The organism is Alteriqipengyuania halimionae, assembly GCF_009827575.1.
Classification (GTDB): domain Bacteria; phylum Pseudomonadota; class Alphaproteobacteria; order Sphingomonadales; family Sphingomonadaceae; genus Alteriqipengyuania_A; species Alteriqipengyuania_A halimionae.
Genome location: NZ_WTYR01000001.1, coordinates 1,563,418 through 1,579,977, shown reverse-complemented (window position 1 = coordinate 1,579,977; position 16,560 = coordinate 1,563,418). Strand labels below are relative to the sequence as shown.

The 16,560-nt window shown below is 63.0% G+C and carries 20 protein-coding genes; 5 read left to right on the top strand and 15 right to left on the bottom strand.

What is annotated here, in order from left to right:
- Nucleotides 1–25: 25 nt before the first annotated feature.
- From GRI68_RS07695 to mgtE, 3 genes are all read right to left on the bottom strand, one after another.
- On the bottom strand, nucleotides 26–271 hold the full coding sequence (locus tag GRI68_RS07695; protein WP_160616713.1) for a hypothetical protein: 246 nt from the start codon (nucleotides 269–271) through the stop codon (nucleotides 26–28).
- A gap of 50 nt (nucleotides 272–321) precedes the next feature.
- A complete protein-coding gene (locus GRI68_RS07690) occupies nucleotides 322–714 on the bottom strand; it encodes a DUF1489 family protein (protein WP_160616712.1) in 393 nt (130 codons plus the stop codon).
- Nucleotides 715–782: 68 nt separating this feature from the next.
- On the bottom strand, nucleotides 783–2,231 hold the full coding sequence (gene mgtE / locus GRI68_RS07685; protein WP_160616711.1) for a magnesium transporter: 1,449 nt from the start codon (nucleotides 2,229–2,231) through the stop codon (nucleotides 783–785).
- A gap of 95 nt (nucleotides 2,232–2,326) precedes the next feature.
- On the opposite strand from mgtE, the gene GRI68_RS07680 reads away from it, so the two are divergent.
- The 4 genes from GRI68_RS07680 to GRI68_RS07665 all read left to right on the top strand — a co-directional run bounded on the left by GRI68_RS07680 (nucleotide 2,327) and on the right by GRI68_RS07665 (nucleotide 5,686).
- Nucleotides 2,327–2,788 (top strand): peptidylprolyl isomerase, encoded by a 462-nt coding sequence (locus GRI68_RS07680; protein ID WP_160616710.1) that lies wholly within the window; start codon nucleotides 2,327–2,329, stop codon nucleotides 2,786–2,788.
- 110 nt (nucleotides 2,789–2,898) lie between these two features.
- Nucleotides 2,899–3,975 carry a PAS domain-containing protein gene (locus GRI68_RS07675; RefSeq protein WP_160616709.1) on the top strand — a complete coding sequence of 359 codons (1,077 nt, stop codon included), beginning with the start codon at nucleotides 2,899–2,901 and terminating at the stop codon, nucleotides 3,973–3,975.
- Between the two features lie 27 nt (nucleotides 3,976–4,002).
- Nucleotides 4,003–4,353, top strand: coding sequence for a response regulator (locus GRI68_RS07670; protein WP_325063776.1), 351 nt, complete (start codon nucleotides 4,003–4,005; stop codon nucleotides 4,351–4,353).
- 196 nt (nucleotides 4,354–4,549) lie between these two features.
- Complete coding sequence (locus GRI68_RS07665) at nucleotides 4,550–5,686, top strand: alpha/beta hydrolase family protein (protein WP_160616708.1); 1,137 nt, start codon at nucleotides 4,550–4,552, stop codon at nucleotides 5,684–5,686.
- Here the strand turns inward: GRI68_RS07665 and GRI68_RS07660 are convergent.
- The 12 genes from GRI68_RS07660 to GRI68_RS07605 all read right to left on the bottom strand — a co-directional run bounded on the left by GRI68_RS07660 (nucleotide 5,683) and on the right by GRI68_RS07605 (nucleotide 14,898).
- Complete coding sequence (locus GRI68_RS07660) at nucleotides 5,683–6,564, bottom strand: LysR substrate-binding domain-containing protein (protein ID WP_160616707.1); 882 nt, start codon at nucleotides 6,562–6,564, stop codon at nucleotides 5,683–5,685. The genes GRI68_RS07665 and GRI68_RS07660 overlap by 4 nt on opposite strands.
- The gene (locus GRI68_RS07655) at nucleotides 6,564–7,484 is read right to left on the bottom strand and encodes a hemolysin family protein (RefSeq protein WP_160616706.1); all 921 of its coding nucleotides are present in this window, start codon (nucleotides 7,482–7,484) and stop codon (nucleotides 6,564–6,566) included. The genes GRI68_RS07660 and GRI68_RS07655 overlap by 1 nt, the downstream gene beginning before the upstream one ends.
- A 5-nt stretch (nucleotides 7,485–7,489) precedes the next feature.
- Complete coding sequence (gene ybeY, locus GRI68_RS07650) at nucleotides 7,490–7,993, bottom strand: rRNA maturation RNase YbeY (protein WP_160617889.1); 504 nt, start codon at nucleotides 7,991–7,993, stop codon at nucleotides 7,490–7,492.
- A 97-nt stretch (nucleotides 7,994–8,090) separates the two neighbouring features.
- Complete coding sequence (locus GRI68_RS07645) at nucleotides 8,091–9,110, bottom strand: PhoH family protein (RefSeq protein ID WP_160616705.1); 1,020 nt, start codon at nucleotides 9,108–9,110, stop codon at nucleotides 8,091–8,093.
- 106 nt (nucleotides 9,111–9,216) lie between these two features.
- Nucleotides 9,217–10,545: a tRNA (N6-isopentenyl adenosine(37)-C2)-methylthiotransferase MiaB gene (gene miaB / locus GRI68_RS07640; RefSeq protein ID WP_160616704.1), complete on the bottom strand. Its 1,329-nt coding sequence runs from the start codon at nucleotides 10,543–10,545 to the stop codon at nucleotides 9,217–9,219.
- Between the two features lie 60 nt (nucleotides 10,546–10,605).
- Nucleotides 10,606–11,478 carry a lysophospholipid acyltransferase family protein gene (locus GRI68_RS07635; protein WP_160616703.1) on the bottom strand — a complete coding sequence of 291 codons (873 nt, stop codon included), beginning with the start codon at nucleotides 11,476–11,478 and terminating at the stop codon, nucleotides 10,606–10,608.
- A complete protein-coding gene (locus tag GRI68_RS07630; protein ID WP_160616702.1) occupies nucleotides 11,450–11,872 on the bottom strand; it encodes a Fur family transcriptional regulator in 423 nt (140 codons plus the stop codon). The genes GRI68_RS07635 and GRI68_RS07630 overlap by 29 nt, the downstream gene beginning before the upstream one ends.
- A 76-nt stretch (nucleotides 11,873–11,948) precedes the next feature.
- Nucleotides 11,949–12,386, bottom strand: a complete 438-nt coding sequence (locus GRI68_RS07625) for a MucR family transcriptional regulator (protein WP_160616701.1) — start codon at nucleotides 12,384–12,386, stop codon at nucleotides 11,949–11,951.
- 115 nt (nucleotides 12,387–12,501) lie between these two features.
- Nucleotides 12,502–12,975 (bottom strand): GNAT family N-acetyltransferase, encoded by a 474-nt coding sequence (locus GRI68_RS07620; RefSeq protein ID WP_160616700.1) that lies wholly within the window; start codon nucleotides 12,973–12,975, stop codon nucleotides 12,502–12,504.
- Nucleotides 12,975–13,601, bottom strand: coding sequence for a tRNA (adenosine(37)-N6)-threonylcarbamoyltransferase complex dimerization subunit type 1 TsaB (gene tsaB, locus GRI68_RS07615; protein WP_160616699.1), 627 nt, complete (start codon nucleotides 13,599–13,601; stop codon nucleotides 12,975–12,977). The genes GRI68_RS07620 and tsaB overlap by 1 nt, the downstream gene beginning before the upstream one ends.
- Nucleotides 13,602–13,671: 70 nt before the next feature.
- Entirely contained in the window at nucleotides 13,672–14,265 is a 594-nt protein-coding gene (locus tag GRI68_RS07610) for a malonic semialdehyde reductase (RefSeq protein ID WP_160616698.1), read from the bottom strand.
- A 27-nt stretch (nucleotides 14,266–14,292) separates the two neighbouring features.
- Nucleotides 14,293–14,898 (bottom strand): NifU family protein, encoded by a 606-nt coding sequence (locus GRI68_RS07605; protein WP_160616697.1) that lies wholly within the window; start codon nucleotides 14,896–14,898, stop codon nucleotides 14,293–14,295.
- A 564-nt stretch (nucleotides 14,899–15,462) separates the two neighbouring features.
- On the opposite strand from GRI68_RS07605, the gene GRI68_RS07600 reads away from it, so the two are divergent.
- The gene (locus GRI68_RS07600) at nucleotides 15,463–16,557 is read left to right on the top strand and encodes a branched-chain amino acid aminotransferase (RefSeq protein ID WP_160616696.1); all 1,095 of its coding nucleotides are present in this window, start codon (nucleotides 15,463–15,465) and stop codon (nucleotides 16,555–16,557) included.
- Nucleotides 16,558–16,560 lie beyond the last annotated feature (3 nt).

Sequence of the window (16,560 nt, the reverse complement as noted above, 5' to 3'; positions counted from 1 at the left end):
GACTTGTTATCGGATGATGAGAGGATCAGCTCTTGCGGCTGTCCTGCATCGCGGCGAGCGTCTTGTCGCCCTTCTTGGCGTCTTCGGCCGGATTGTCCGAGCCGACGACCGGTTCGCGATTGTCGGGATCGGTAGCGCGATGAAGATCGGCGCGGCTGCCGACGCGGGTGTTGACATCGCCGCCCGAGGAACTGCCCTGCGACGGGGTTTCCTCTTCGGTGATGCGGTCGATCAGGTCGTTATCGGGGTGACGCGATTGGCGTTCGGGCATAAAATCTCTCCTTTCCCTATCAACGGGGAAGGGCGGGGCGATGTTCCGAATTAGACGAGGCCGAGTTTCTTGAGTTTCAACTGCAAGCGCCCCGGCAGAGCATCGCCGATATCCTCGCCCTCGGCCAGATCGCGCGGGGCCAGTTCATCCTTGAGATAGCGCCAGCCCTGATGGGCGCGCTTGGGCTTGGGGTGGACGCGGATCAGGCGCGGTTCGAGATTGATCCACCAGCGCCCGTCGGGGCGCTGCTCGAAACCTTCGATCGGGGAACGCGCGACCAGCGAATGGTCGAAAATCCAGTAGAGCGAGCCGCCTGCAAGTTCGTCGACCCGCTTGGGGCAATAGCGCGTGTTGAGCCGGAATTCCTTGCGGTTGGCGTACCACGCCTGGATGTCGGTGAAATTCTTGGCCCCGAAGGCGATCTTGGTCAGGTGGAGCGGCATGGGGGTGATGTAGTCGCTATTCTCGTCATTGCGAGCCGCCGGAGGCAACGCCTCGCTGCGATGCCGATCTAGCCCACCAATCCGCTCGCCACGGCGAGGCCGAGGAAGGCGAAGAAGCCCATCGAATCGGTAATCATCGTGACGAACACGCTCGAGGCGACCGCCGGGTCCACATCGAGCCGGTCGAACACCACCGGCACAAGCACACCCGCCAGCCCGGCGATCAGGATATTGATCACCATCGCCGCCGCGATCACACCGCCGAGCGGGGGCGTGAACAGCAAGGCCACCGCCACCCCGATGAGCACCGCGATGGTTACGCCATTCAGGAAGGCAACGCGGAACTCGCGCCAAAGGATGCGCTGGGTGTTCGATTCGGTCAGCTGGTTCGTCGCGATCGCGCGCACGGTCACCGCCATCGTCTGGGTGCCGGCATTGCCGCCGATGCTGGCGACGATCGGCATCAGGATCGCCAGTGCCACGAGCTTCTCGATCGCCGCGCCGAACGCCGCGATGATCAGGCTCGCGACCACCGCCGTGCCGAGGTTCGCAATCAGCCAGCGCACGCGGGCCGAATAGGCCTCGCGGATCGGTTCGTTGATGTCGCCTTCGCCCGCGCCGGACAGCAGCAGGGCGTCTTCGCCCGCTTCCTCGGCGATAACGTGGGCGATATCGTCGGCCGTGATTTGGCCCACCAGTCGCCCGTCATTGTCGATCACCGCAGCCGAGATAAGCGCGTATTTCTGGAACCTGAGGCCGACTTCTTCCTGGTCGAGGTCGACCGGGATCAGCGTCTGGTCGCGCTTCATCACGTCTTCGAGCTTGACCGTGCGCGGGGTGCGCAGGATCCACGACAGCTGGCAGGTGCCGAGCGGACGCATCCGTTCGTCGATCACGAAGACTTCGTAGAAATCGGTCGAGATGTCGCGCTGGTCGCGTAGATAGTCGATCAGGTCGCCGACCGTCAGGTGACCCGGCACCGCGACGAATTCGCGGCTCATCAGGCGCCCGGCGGATTCGTCCGGATAGGACAGCGCGGTCTCGATCGGGGCGCGGTCTTCGGGATCCAGCTCGGCGAGAATGGCGCGCTGGTCGACTTCGTCGAGGTCTTCCAGCATCGCCACCGCATCGTCGGTATCGAGCTGTTCGGCGATTTGCGCGGCGGCACCGGCCGAAAGCGCTTCGACCAGCAATTCACGTACGTGGTCGTTCAGCTCGGCGATGACTTCGGCGGTCATCAGTTCGGCGATCGCGGTGGCGAGCTGCGGGCGCTCGTCCTCGTCGATCAGTTCGAACAGGTCGGCGATGTCTGCCGGGTGGAGCGGCTCCACCAGATCGTGCACTTCGCCGTCTTCGCCCGCTTCGAGCGCATCCTCGACCTTGCGGACGAATTCTGGCCTGAAGCGGTTGTCCTCGTCGAAATTATCGGTCGCGCTGCTCACATCGCCCCGGGTCTCATCCATGGCCACCCCGTCATCGGGCGCATCGAGCAGGTCTGTGTCGCGCGGGTGGGCCATGCCCGTCGTCTAGGCATACCGCACATAAAGGCAAGGTGCGGGTGACAATGGTCCGCAGGCGAGCTAGGCGGCGGGGCAATTCAAAGGAGATTCTCATGGCCGACAAACTGACTTTCTCGATCGACACCGGCGACGGTGAGCCCAAGGACGTGGTGATCGCGCTGCGCCCCGATCTTGCGCCGCAACACGTTGCCCGGATCACCGAGCTTGCGGGCGAAGGCTTCTATGACGGCGTGGTATTCCACCGCGTGATCGACGGCTTCATGGCGCAGGGCGGCGACCCGACCGGGACCGGGATGAGCGGTTCGGACAAGCCCGACCTGAAACAGGAATTCAACGACGAGCCGCATGTCGAAGGCGTCTGCTCGATGGCGCGCACGATGGATCCGAACTCGGCCAACTCGCAGTTCTTCATCTGCCTCGACGATGCCAAGTTCCTCGATCGCCAGTACACCGTCTGGGGCAAGGTCGAGAGCGGCATGGATGTGGTCCACGCGCTTCCCAAGGGCGAACCGCCGGCCAATCCGGGCAAGATCGTCAAAGCCACGGTGGGTTGATTTCCAACGGTTCTTTCCCGTGACGGGGAACCGACGCCCGCCGGAGCGGTTGCGACCTAAGTAGGTTGCACGCTATCTCCGGCGGGCGTTAGTATTTCGGGCGTTGTTTTTTGACTGACCAGACATTCGACGACGAGCCAAAGCGATCGACCTACGATCAGACGCATGATGAGGCGCCGGCACGATTCCGTGCGAACCATCCCGAGGATCAGTTCATCGGGGCGTCCGGCGTGCTGTTCGAGCAGGCGATGGCGCAGACGCGCATGGCGATCTCCCTGTGCGATCCGCACACCGAGGACATGCCCATTGTCTTCGCCAACCGCGCCTTCCGCGAACTAACCGGCTTTCCCGAGGATGAAATCCTCGGGCGCAATTGTCGCTTCCTCCAGGGGCCGGGCACCGACAAGGCTGCAGTGCAGCGCATTCGCGACGCGCTTGCGAACGAGGATGTCATTGTCGTCGAACTGAAGAACTACCGCCATGACGGCACGCCCTTCTGGAACGCGCTGCATATCGGGCCGATCTACAATACCGAAGGCGAGCTGATCTATTTCTTCGGCAGCCAGTGGGACGTCACCGAGGTTCATACCGCGCGGGCCGAGGAACACCACACGCGCATGCTCAACCGCCAGCTATCGCACCGGATGAAGAACATGTTCGCGGTGATATCCTCGATCGTGAACATGGTCGGTCGCGCGCATGGTGAAAGCGAGACGGCGCGGGCGATCAACGAGCGGATCATTGCGCTCGGCCGAACCTATGAAACGACGCTCGATGCGCCTGATGCCGATTCGATCGCACTCGAATCGACCATCGTGGCGGTTGTCGATGTCCATGACGACGGCCAAGGTCGCATCGTCAAGGAGGGCCCGGCGATCGAGGTCCCGTTCAGCCTCGTGTCGGTGATCGGCCTTGTGTTGCATGAACTCGCGGCCAACGCGTCCAAGTTCGGCGCGCTGTCGAATGACGGCGGAAAAGTCCACATCGGCTGGAAGATGATCAACGGAGATCGCCCGCGCGCTCTTCAGTTGCGCTGGGAGGAAAGCGACGGTCCGGCCGTTTCGCAGAACGCCGATCCGGGTGGCGGTTCGCTGATCGTCGATCGCATGATGGCGCAGCTGGGAGGCAATTTCGAACGCGAATGGCGCGAGAACGGTCTCGTCGCCACGCTGACAGTGCCGGTCTGAAGCTGCCCGAGTGAGAGGAACCGTCCTGTGAGCTGCTGTATCCTGCTCGTCGACGACGAGCCCCTGATCCTCATGGATCTCGAATTCGCTGCCGAGGATGCCGGGTGCGATTACCGCAGTGCGAGGGGTGTCGATCAAGCGCTTGATCAGTGCGCCGAACACGACATCAGTGTCGCGGTGCTCGACGTCAATCTGGGGGCGGGGACCAATTGCGTGCCGATCGCGAAAGCGCTCGATGACAAGGGCATTCCCTATCTACTCCACTCCGGCGATCTCGACCGGCAGGACGAAACCGTTCGCTCGCTCGACGCAGAGCTGATTCCCAAACCTGCGGCAGCCGATCAGGTCATCCAACGCGCCATTGCGCTGGCGATTTAGTGTCAAATAATCGTCTGGCTTCTAATATTCCGCTTCCAGAACCTTAATTGACAATCCAGCGTAAATAGTTTTCTTTTCCTTTTGGGGGAGAGAAATTATGGATTTTCGGTTCATTTCCAAGGTGTTTTTTGTGTTATTGCTTGCGCTGCCGCTCGGCGGATGCGGTGCTTTGAGTGCGGCTCTTGGTTCATCCCGAATGGATTGCACCACTGGCGAAGTGAGGGGCGGATGGTGCGAAGGTACAAGGCTCGCCGCCGCGGAAGCGTGGCCGTACGCCATGATGGCTGCGCTGTCCTACAAGGAAGCGGAAAAGGAATTCGCTCTGCCGGGGGCGTGGCGTACGAGGGTGAGGACGGACAACGACCCGCGCGGTTTTGCCTATTCGGTCTTCGACAAATTTGAAAACGGCAAGATTGTCGCGACGGCGATCGCTTTCCGCGGCACCGAATTCAACAGTTTCGAGGACTGGTGGTACGGGAATCTCTGGCTGGTTCAGAACCGGCGGGGCCGGACGATCTTCGAGCAGGTACGCAAGGGCCTCGACGACGCGGGATACGCGGAGGTACCGATTTATCTTGCCGGTCATTCGCTCGGCGGTGCGATCGCGACCTATTCCGGCCGGACCGCAGTGCGCCCGGATGTCGTAGAGGCCAGCGAGACGGATCTCGCCGACACCATTTACGCTTTCAATTCCTCGCCGCGCGACGGTTGGGGCGGCAGCGGTGCGCGGCGCAGGGCGATCAACGAACGCGGCGAAATTCTCGCAGGACTGCGCTCGATCTTCCTTCAGCAGGGCGGTTCCACGCTCACCATCAACTGTGCGCCGGGTTTCCGTATTGTCAGCGATCATTCCATGGCGCAGTTGGCAGATTGCCTGACCTGGATCGCCGCTTACGAAAACGATGCGAGCGAAGCTCTGCGCGCATTGGGAAACAATCCGGCGATCGTTCGCCCCGCTACGCAGAGCGCTGATGACGAAGCCCCTGCGGGAAGCGCTGAGGCAAAGACATATGTGCCGGTCAACGTCCACTATTTCAGCGGCTGGACAGACGGCGTGGCGGTCGTCGAAACACTGCATCAACTGCTGCGTGAGCATCCGTTGTTCGAACCGGTTGCAAAGCCGGCAAGCGCTTATGCAATTCACCTCATCCCGCGCGCTTCGCGCGACGATCCGGAGGTGGAAACGATCAATTTCGTGATTGCCTGGACGCGTAATTTCGATCTCGGAACGATCTTCGAACTGACCTGCAAGCGCGATGCGTTGCACGAATGCCTAAAGCCCGTGATCGAGGAAGGTGAGACCTACTACAAGGTCCGCGAGGTCGGGGTTTAAAGCCCCGCGCCGATCAGCCAGTCGTGGAACTGGCGCACCGCGCGGGTTTCGAGCGCTCCGGGGCGGCAGACGAACCAGTAGCTGAACGGACTTTCCACTTCGATCCCGGGAAATAGCGCGGCCAGGCGCTCGTCCTTGGCACGGGCGAGGTGATCGTCGTGCATGATCGCAATGCCGAGGCCCTGCGCGGCAGCTTCAAGGATCAGCTGACCGCTATCGTAATGATCGATCGCCGCCGGATTGAGATCGGGCAGACCGATCGTCTTGCGCCAGGCATTGAAGCTCTCGGCCAGTTCATTGTGAACCATGAAGGTCTGCCGCGCGAGCACTGTTGCATCGGGAGTCTCGCCGACGGCTTCGGCCGTTTCCCGGTCGGCGATGGCGAAGACCTGATTGTGGTCGAGCCGCACCGAATAGAGCGCCGGATCGGGAGCCTCCGAAAGCACGATCGCGGCATCGAGCGTATCGCCGACCCGCGCTTCGAGGTGCGGGCTGGTGTCGATGTCGATATGCAGCTGCGGATAGAGCCTGCGCAGTTCGCCCAGCCGGGGGAACAGGCGCTGGCTGCCGAACAGCGGCATGACGCCGAGGTGGAGGCGATGCAGGCGCCCGTCCTCGACCTGCCCGTCGATCGCATCGGCCAATGCATCGATCCGCGGGGCTACCGCGCGATAGAAGGCATCGCCCTCATCGGTCAGCTTCATCGCTTGCTTCTGGCGCGAGAACAGCCGCTTGCCGGTGAATTCCTCGAGCGTGGCGATGCGGCGCGACAGCGCGCTGGGGCTCAGCGCGAGCTCTTCGGCCGCGGCGCGCGCGCTGCCCAGCCGCACGGTGCGGGTAAAGGCTTCGAGCGAGCGGAGCGGGGGAAGCCTGCGCATCAAACGTCTTCCTCGTCGGGAGTGTCCGCCTCGGGTGGGTGGAGCCGCACCCTCTCGACCCGGCGTTCATTGCCTTCGAGCACTTCGATCGTCCAGCCGCTGTCGTGCTTCAGGATCGCGCCGGGCTGCGGCACCTGTTCGGCCAGCACGAAAGCGAGGCCACCGAGTGTATCGACGGCTTCTTCCACTTCGGCGAGGCGCGGATCGATCGCCTTGGCGATATCTTCCAGCTCGCAGCGGGCGTCGGCTTCCCAGATCCCGTCGCCCACTTCGCGGAACGACTCTTCGGGTTCGTCGTCGTGTTCGTCCTCGATCTCGCCGACGATTTCCTCGACCAGGTCTTCGATCGTGATGATCCCGTCGGTGCCCGAATATTCATCGACCACGATGGCGAGGTGGGTGCGATGCCCGCGCATGTCGGCGAGCACGTCGAGCGCGCCGCGCGCCTGCGGCACGAACAGCGGCTGGCGCATCAGCACCGTCCAGTCGTTCGGCGGCTCGGATTGGGTGGCAAGAAACGGGAACAGATCCTTCGCCAGCACCATGCCGATGATTTCGTCGAGCGTGTCGCGATAAACCGGCAGGCGCGAATGACCGTGCTCGGCAAAGGTGGCGACGACCTCGTCCCAGCTCTGGTCTGCGCTGACGGCGACGATTTCCCCGCGCGGCACGGCCACGTCGTCGGCATCGTGTTCGGAGAAATGCAGCAGGTTCTTGAGCATCTGCCGTTCGACCGGAGAAAAGTCGTCGAGCGGGCCACTGCTGCTCGGCTCGGGGTTGTCCTCGGCATCGGCCGAAGCGTCGATCTGCTCTTCGATTTGTGCGCGCAGGCTGCGTTCGCCGTCCTCCACGCCGAGCATCTTGCGGATGGCCTGGAACAGGCCGCCCCTACTGTCCGCATCTCCGTTATTGTCGGGCATGGCCCCTATGATTCTCTCTTTGTTGCGTCTGGCGCACCATATGGGTCGGCGATCCCCATCTCCGCAAGGATTTTCACTTCCAGAGCTTCCATTTCCTCGGCGTCTTCATCCGATGTTTCATGGTCGTATCCGGCAAGGTGGAGCAGGCCGTGGACGATCAGATGCGCGGTGTGGTGCTCGACCGGATTGCATTTTGCCGCCGCCTCGCGCGCGCAGGTCTCGTAAGCGAGCGCCAGATCGCCGAACATTTCGGGCGGACCTTCGGGCGCGAGATTGCGCAATTCGTCCGCTGTCAGCATCGGAAAGGACAGCACGTTGGTCGGCTTGTCCTTGCCGCGCCATTCGCGATTGAGTGCGCGGACCTCTTCGTCGCTGGTGAACAGAAGGCTCGCCATCAGGCGCTCATTGGCAAGCGCGGCAACATGCACCGCGCACGCCGCCACCGCTTGCTTTGCGAGCTCGGGCCAGTCGCCGTCCGGCCATTCTTCTATTTCGATATCCAGCTGCATCTCGTCAATGCGGCCGTAGCGAAGCAATCCGGAGCGGCAAAGCGCTAGATCCGGTTTGCGGCGCCTGCGCCTGCTCGCGATGACGATCGGTGGAAATTCATTCCAGCGGGCCCTCATAGGCATCGACGATGCGACCCACGATCGGGTGGCGGACGACGTCCTTGGCGCCGAAGCGGATCGTGCCGAAGCCTTCGACACCTTCGAGTTTCTCGACCGCATCGGCCAGCCCGCTCATGCGATCCCCGCCCGGGATATCGACCTGGCGCGGATCTCCGCAGACCACCATCCGGCTGTTCTGGCCGAACCGGGTGAGGAACATCTTCATCTGCTCGCGCGTGGTGTTCTGCGCCTCGTCGAGGATGACGAAAGCATCGGCCAGCGTGCGCCCGCGCATGAAGGCGATCGGGGCGATCTCGATCACGCCGCTTTCGATATGCCGCTCGACCTGCTCGGGCGGCATGCAATCGTAAAGCGCGTCGTAGAGCGGGCGGAGGAAGGGATCGACCTTCTCTTTCATGTCGCCCGGCAGGAAGCCGATCTTCTCGCCCGCCTCGACCGCGGGGCGCGAGAGGATCAGGCGCTGGACCTCGCCAGTGATCAGCTCGCTGACCGCCTGCGCCACGGCGAGATAGGTCTTGCCGGTGCCCGCCGGGCCAAGCGCGAAGATGATATCGTCCTGCGCCAGGCTGTGCATGTAATCGATCTGCATCGCCGAGCGCGGCACGATCGTCTTGCGGCGGGTGCGGATCATGATCGGCGGTGCGTCCTGCTTGCCGTTCACGATCCCGTCGAGCGTCGGCTCGTTCGACATCGCGATGATCGATTCGATCAGCCCGCTATCGAGATCCTGGCCGGTCGACAGGCGTTCTTCCATCGTCTTGAGCACATCGCGCGCCCGCGCCACATTGTCCGCCGGGCCTTCGATCTGGACCTTGTCGCCTCGTGCCGCGATGAACACGCCGAGCCGGTTTTCGACCTGCACGAGGTTGGCATCGAACTGTCCGAACAGCGCGCCGAGCAGCGCCGTGTTCTCGAAATCGACCTCGACACGCGATCGCTGCGCCGCATCGTTGGCGGGTCTGTCGTGGCGGGGTTTGTGCGCTGGTCTGCGTGCCAAGTGAGTCCTTTCGTTACGAGCGCGAGGTTACGCCGATCAACGCGCGGCGCAAGTTTTCGGGTGCATCGCGACTGGGGATTGTCACACCCCCGTCATTCGATAACGATCAGACGAGCCGCCCCGCGAGCGAGTTCTGCCCTGCTTCGAGCAGTTCGGCCTCGACAAGGTCGCCGATGTTCGCATCGCCTTCGAACCAGACGCTTTGCAGCCACGGCGATTTGCCGAGCCACTGACCCGGCTTTTTGCCACGACGCTCGACCAGCACCTGGCAGGTCTTGTCGACGCTCGCTTCGTTGAAGGCCATCTGGTCGCGCCGTAGCGCGGCCTGGAGCCGCTGGAGACGGTCATCCATGACCTCGGGCGCGATCTGGTCACCCATCGTTGCGGCGGGCGTGCCGGGGCGGGGCGAATATTTGAAGCTGAAGGCAGCGGCGTACCGCACCTGCTCGACGATCTTGAGCGTATCCTTGAATTCGGCCTCGGTTTCGCCCGGAAAACCGACGATGAAATCGCCCGATAGTGCAAGGTCCGGCCGCGCGGCGCGGAAGCGCTCGAGCAGCTTGAGATAGCTTTCCGCGGTGTGGCTGCGGTTCATCGCCTTCAGCACGCGATCATTGCCGCTCTGCACCGGCAGGTGGAGATAGGGCATCAGCTTGGCGATGCTGCCATGCGCCTCGATGATGTCCTCGTCCATGTCGGCCGGATGGCTCGTGGTGTAGCGGATGCGGGCGAGATCGGGATCTTTGGCGAGTTCGGCGACCAGGCCTGCCAGTCCAACGCGGTGGCCGACATGGTCCTCGCCGCTCCAGGCCGAAACGTTCTGGCCCAGCAGGGTGATTTCCTTGGCGCCCGCCGCGACCAGTTTCTTCGCTTCCTCGACCAGCTCGGCAAACGGGCGGCTGATTTCGGCGCCGCGCGTATAGGGCACGACGCAGTAAGTGCAGAACTTGTCGCACCCTTCCTGGATGGTGAGGAAGGCGCTTGGCGCGCTCTTGCGGCGCTGGGGGAGCTCGGCGAACTTCGCGTTTGCGGGCATGTCGGTATCGGTCGCGCGCTCGCCCCTGACCGCCTTGTCGAGCATGTCGGGCAGGTGGTGATAGGCTTGCGGCCCCACGACCATCGAGACTGCCGGCGCGCGCGCCATGATCTCTTCGCCCTCGGCCTGCGCGACGCATCCCGCGACCGCGATCAGAGGCTTCTTGCCGGCTTCCTCGCCCGCCTTGGAAATACGGCCGATATCCGAATAGACCTTCTCTGCCGCTTTCTCGCGAATGTGGCAGGTGTTGAGCACGACGAGATCGGCATCCTCGCCCTCGGGCGCGGGGGTGATCCCTTTCTCGGCCAGCAATTCGGCCATGCGCTCGCCGTCATAGACGTTCATCTGGCAGCCGAAGCTCTTGACCCGGTAGGTCTTGGGGGCGTTGGTCGGTTTCATGAGGAGGGCGCGTATAGCGGATCGCAGCGCAGTGTAAAATCCTCGACGCAGAGGGCGGGCTTACTTCGGCGCGTTGTATCTCACGGGCACGACGTCATGCTTGAACTCGCGCAAAGGTTCGTCGTGCGCAGTAGCGAGCGCTGCTTCGATGGCCGCACGCGCTCTTGCGCCGATCGCCTTGCGACCGCGGAATTCTTCCGGTGAGAACGGCTCGAGGAAGTGCAGGTCGAGCGTGAAAGTGCCGGGGCGCGCGAGCACGCGCTTGGCGTTGTTGGCGCCGCTTTCGTTGCCAACCCAGCCAAGCCATTCGCCGTATTCGCCGTAATCGAGCATCACCGGCTGCACCATGACGCCGGGCGGAGGGGGCTCGAGGACCGAGAGCATCGAGGTTTTGAACGGAAGCAGCGATCTGTTGTCGGTGGTCGTGCCTTCGGGAAAGACGGTGACCGACCAGTTATCGGCCAAAGCCTCGCGCAGGGCGTTGATCTGTTCGGCGACGCCCAAGCGGTTTTCGCGCTGAACGAAGACGGTGCGGTTCAAAGTCGAGAGCCAGCCCACGACCGGCGCGTCGCGCAATTCGGCCTTGGCGACGAAGGCCGTGCCGCTGTGGCCCGCGAGCGCGAGGATATCGATCCAAGAGACATGGTTTGCGACGAAGAAGACGTCGCGCCGCAGCGGCGTTCCGATCTTGCGCACGCGCGCACCCGCGATCCATGCCGCCAGCCCCAGGAACCACATCGGGAAGGGCGAGCCATAGGCGAAAATGCGGTAAATGTAGTGCAGCGGCACGAACACCAGCACCGCCAGCAGCAGCGCCAGCAGTCGGACCGTGAACACCGTCCAGCCCAGCGGCCCGATCGGAGTCGGTTCGCCGCGGGTGGCCGCTTCGCGTGTTTCGGGAGATTCAGTCTTTGCGGGAGAGCCGGACGCCATACAGTTCCATCCGGTGGTCCACGAGGCGGTAGCCGAGACGCTCGGCGATTACCTTTTGCAAGGCTTCCAATTCGGGGTCGACGAATTCGACGACCTTTCCGGTCTCGATGTCGATCAGGTGGTCGTGATGGGCCTCGGGCGTCGGTTCGTAGCGCGCGCGGCCATCGCCGAAATCGTGGCGATCGAGGATCCCGGCCTCTTCGAACAGGCGGACGGTGCGATAGACGGTTGCGATCGAGATCTTGGGGTCGATCTTGCTCGCCCGCTCGTGCAGCATCTCGACGTCGGGATGGTCTTCGCTGTTGGACAGGACCTGCGCAATCACCTTGCGTTGCTCGGTGATCCGCAATCCGCGTTCGGCGCACAGCGCCTCGATGTCGATCTTCTGGTGCATGAATTGATCTAACACAACAAAAAGCCCCGCCGTGCAAGGGCATGGCGGGGCTGTTTCGTCGATCTATGTGATCGGCTCAGTCTTTTTTCTTCCGGCCGCGCTTCTGGCCGGGCTTGCGACCGAGGCCGATTTTCTTCGCCAGCTCGCGGCGCTTCTCGGCATAATTCGGTGCAACCATCGGATAATCGGCGGGCAGGTTCCAGCGCGCGCGATATTCTTCCGGGGTCATATCGTAATTGGTGCGAAGATAGCGCTTGAGCATTTTGAGCTTCTTGCCGTCTTCGAGACAAACGATGTAGTCGGGCTTCACCGAGGAACGGATCGAAACGGCCGGTTCGGGCGGCGTATCGTCTTCGGCTTCTTCTCCACCCAGGCCGGCGAGGGCACCGTACACTGCGGTAATGAGTTCAGGCACATCCGACACGTCGACATTGTTGTTGCTGACGTGCGCGGCGACGATATCCGAGGTAAGCGTGATGAGGGTCTCGGACATGTCGAGATCGATTTCTTCCATTTCGGTTCCTTAAGGTGGGCAGTCTGTGCGCTGTCGTGACCGCGCACATGGTCGAGGGAATCTTAGAATAGGCGAAAAGCTGTTATTTTACAACCGAGCCGATCCGAAACTTGATCTATGTCAGTTCGCAGCCATAGGTAATTGCATCTAACCGGTTTCCGAATTTGGTCCGGTAATATTCCCGCCGCCTTCCGATCGGAGAAAAGCCCGCGCGGCGATACAATTCCTGGGCGGGATTCGTCTCGCGCACTTCGAGGAATAACTGATCCGCGCCGCGCGCACGCGCCTCGCTTTTGAGTTTGTCGAGCAGCGCGATCGCAAGGCCCTGTCTGCGATACTCGGGCAACACACAAAGCAGCAGCAATTCTTCCTCTCCCGGCGCGGCGCGCGACAGGGCGAAGCCGGCCACGTCGCCGGTTTCCTCCGAAGCGGACCGATCGGGCGCGATCGCGATCAGATGTCCCGATGGCAGCGCCAGCTGATCGGCCACCTGCTTGCGCGTCCAGGCTTCGTTGAACTCGGCCTCGAACCCGCGCGCCATGACTTCCATCACGCCATCGAGCAGGGGATCGTCGGAGAGGCTAGCCATCACTTGCGGCCCTGCTCGGCGAGCGGCTTGGCATCCGCATCGCGCCCGTAGATCGGCGCGCATTCGCTGCTGAGCGCGAAGGAGGGAAGGTCGGAAAACCCGCGCGCATCGGGCCATAGCGGCACCGCCGTTCCGCGGCCGCGCCGGTCGACCAGACCCACGGCTTCGCCACCCGCGACGATTTCGGCATCGAGCGTCGCGGCAGCGTCGTCGGGCTTGAGCGAGACGGGTGCGAGCGTCTCGACGCCATCGCCATCATAGGCCGCACAGAACCACTCGCCGTGGCCGCCGCGCGTACAGACGCTGATCGGCTGCGCGCCGCGCTCGGCTCGGGCCATGGCGGCGATCAGCGCATGGGTGGCATACCCCGCGATTTCCGCCTGCCAGGCAAGCGCAAGCGCGCGCGCCGCAGCGATGCCCACGCGGACGCCGGTGAAGCTGCCCGGTCCGCGAGCGACGGCGATGCGGCCGGCGCGGCCCTTTTCAGGCAGTGCGTCGATCATCGGCACCAGTCGTTCGGCATGACCGCGCCCGAGCACGCGATGATCGTGCGCGAGAAGATCGTCCCCTTCGAACAGGGCGACGGAGCAGGCCTCAGTGGCGCTGTCGATCACGAGCGTACGCATGGAGTGGCGCTATACTGAAACCGCCGTGTCAGTAAACAACGTCACCACGGCGGGCGGCGACGCTGCAGGATCATTCGATGCGGTTGAATTTCTCGAATTCGGGACGCGGCGAGCGGTCGAAGATCGAATCCTTGTCGCCATAGCCGATCGAACAGATCCAGTCGGCGCGGTGGCGCGGCTGGTCGGCGAAGAATTCCTTGGTCACCCCATCGAGGTCGACCCCCGACATCGGTCCGCAATCGAGACCGAGAGCGCGGGCGGCGATCATGAGATAGGCGCCTTGGAGAGCCGAATTGCGCTTCGCGCCTTCGATCCGGCCGTCCTCGTCGCCTTCGAACCAGCTCTTGGCATCGGTGTGCGGGAACAGCCAGGGCAGTTCCTCGTGGAAATCGATATCGTAGCCGATGATCACACAGACCGGAGCGGTGCGGATCTTTTCCTTGTTGGCATCGGAAGCGTGTTCGGCGAGGCGATCTTTCGCTTCCTGCGACTTGCACCAGACGAGTCGCGAGGGTTGCTGGTTCGCCGAGGTCGGCCCCATCTTGAGAAGGTCGTAGATCGCGCGGACCTGGTCCTCGCTCACATCCTTGTCGAGCCAGCCATTATAGCTGCGGGCTTCGCGGAAAATGAGATCGAGCGCGTCGTCGGAAATTGTATCGGCCAAGGGGGAAGCTCCGTGCGATTATGAAATTCAGGCTGCGCGGACTTCAACGACCTCGGGCACATAATGTTTCAACAGCCCCTCGATCCCGTGCTTGAGCGTCGCGGTCGAGGAGGGGCAACCGGCGCAGGCGCCCTGCATCTGGAGGTGGACCACGCCGTCGCGGAAACCGCGATAGCGAATGTCGCCGCCGTCACCGGCCACCGCGGGCCGGACGCGCGTCTCGAGCAGTTCCTTGATCTGGGCGACGATATCCGCATCGGCGGGATCGTCCTCGACGGCCATTTCCGCATTCTCTTCGGGCGGCACGGCAATTCCGTTGCCCGACGCTGCGGAGCCCGTCGCTCCCGGATGGAACAGCGGCGTCTTGGTCACGAAATGATCGAGCAGGATCGCGACCACATTGGGTTTGAGATCGGCCCAGTCGACACCCGGTGCGGCGGTGACGGACACGAAATCACGCCCGAAAAACACGCCGGTGACGTCCCCGAGTGCGAACAGCATCTCGGCCAAAGGTGAGATTTCGGCATCCTCGGGAGAAGCGAAGTCGCGCGTCCCCTGATTGCCCATGACAGGCTGGCCGGGGAGGAATTTGAGCGTGGCCGGGTTGGGCGTGGTTTCGGTTTCGATGAACATGGGATCGATGTGGTGGGGAAGGGCGCGCTTCGCAAGGGCAGGAGCGTGCGGTTTTGCCAGCGCATCCGCGATCGCAAAACAGGCTTCACACAACAAAATAACGCGAAGCGAAAAGTATGACGTGGAAAAAGTTTAATTCAAGGCTTGTCTCGCGAACGATCATGACTCACAAAGGGATCACGGTCGGCGCGATGGTAGCCTGAAGGATACCAGATGAAGGGGACCTCCAGGCGCCTGATCCGTCCGAGCCGCAAGAGCGGCGATTGGCTTAGTTGCGCGAAAGGAGGTGATCCGATGTCTCATGGTTCAGCAGGGAGGTCGGTAAGTTCCGCGCGAGGTACTATCTTTCATCCCTAAAGGTAAAAGATAGAGATCTCGTGGAGCGGCGCTAACGGCCGCTGACCATGACAAGGGCGGTTCCCGGTTCTCCCGGGGCCGCCCTTTTCATTTGCACTTTCCGCTCGTCGCCCTGCGCAGGCAGGAGGAACAGGCGTGAATACTTCCCCAACCCTTGCCCCGAAACGCGTCACAAACTAACCCGCGCTGGAAAGAGACGGAGACCTCATGGCCCACGCGCCCGCATACGACATTCGCCATATTGAACACGCCAATCCGGTGCCTTCGGCCACGCGCGAGCAGGCGATTGCCGATCCCGGGTTCGGGACCCTGTTCACCGATCACATGGTCCGGATCGACTGGCACGAGGAGAAGGGCTGGCACGACCCGCGGATGATGGCGCGCGGGCCGATCGCGCTCGATCCCAGCGCGTCTGTGCTGCACTACGCGCAGGAGATTTTCGAGGGGTTGAAGGCGTACCGGCATCCCGACGGGTCGCTTGCCTTGTTCCGGCCCGAGGAAAATGCGCGCCGCTTCAATCGCTCTGCGGCGCGGCTGGCCATGCCCGAACTGCCCGAAGAGGCTTTCATCGAGTCGATCCGCGCGCTGGTGGAGAAGGACCGCGACTGGTTCCCCAGCGTCGAAGGCGGTTCGCTGTATATTCGCCCGTTCATGATCGCGACCGAGGCGTTCCTCGGCGTGCGCCCGGCGAAGGAATACGCGTTTCTCACCATCCTTTCACCCGCCGGGGGCTATTTCAAATCGGGTGCCCCGGCGATTTCGATCCGGGTGGCGGAGCACTACACCCGCGCTGCGCCGGGCGGCACCGGGTTCGCCAAGTGCGGCGGGAACTACGCTGCCAGCCTCGTGCCGCAAGGCGAGGCGCTCGCTTCGGGGCACGACCAGGTCGTGTTCCTCGACGCCGTGGAGCGCAAATGGATCGAGGAGTTGGGCGGCATGAACCTGTTCTTCGTCTTCGATGACGGCCGCATGGTGACGCCGCCCCTGACCGACACGATCCTGCCCGGGATCACCCGCGACAGCATCCTGACGCTGGCGCGCGAGGAAGGGCTCGACGTGGTCGAGGATCGTTATGCGATCGACCAGTGGCGCGAGGATGCCGAGAGTGGAAAGCTGGTCGAAACGCTGGCCTGCGGCACTGCTGCGGTGGTCACTCCGGTGGGCAAGGTCACGGCCGAGGATTACGACTTCACGATCGGGTCGGGCGGACCGGGCCAGCTGACGCAGAAATTGCGCAGCCAGCTGGTCGGCATCCAGAACGGCACGGTCGAGGACCGGCACGGCTGGATTACGAAGGTCTAGCGA